1 pseudogene is annotated in these 245 nt (G+C 58.8%); it reads left to right on the forward strand.

The annotated features are described in order from the left end of the window. Nucleotides 1-75: 75 nt before the first annotated feature. Nucleotides 76-245 (forward strand): annotated as a pseudogene (locus SB765_RS32720) (arsenical-resistance protein); the annotation flags it as partial.

The raw sequence follows: 245 nt of genomic DNA on the forward strand, positions 1-245 counted from the left end.
CCAGACGGCCCGTCTGCGAGGTCGGTTTATGTCACCAACTGGATAGGCATGTGTTTCGTTGGTCGCCATGCCGCGCGCCTAGCCGGAGAGAAACACAACGTCGCATGCCCCTCCTCATTGATCAGCGCCTCCAATTTCTTCGAACTGGCGGTCGCGGCGGCCATCAGCCTGTTCAGTTTCAAATCTGACGCTGCGCTGGCCACGTTGGTTGGTGTGCTGATCGAGGTGCCGATGATACTGGTGGT

This window comes from Pseudomonas sp. SIMBA_067 (genome assembly GCF_046534675.1).
Classification (GTDB): Bacteria; Pseudomonadota; Gammaproteobacteria; order Pseudomonadales; family Pseudomonadaceae; genus Aquipseudomonas; species Aquipseudomonas putida.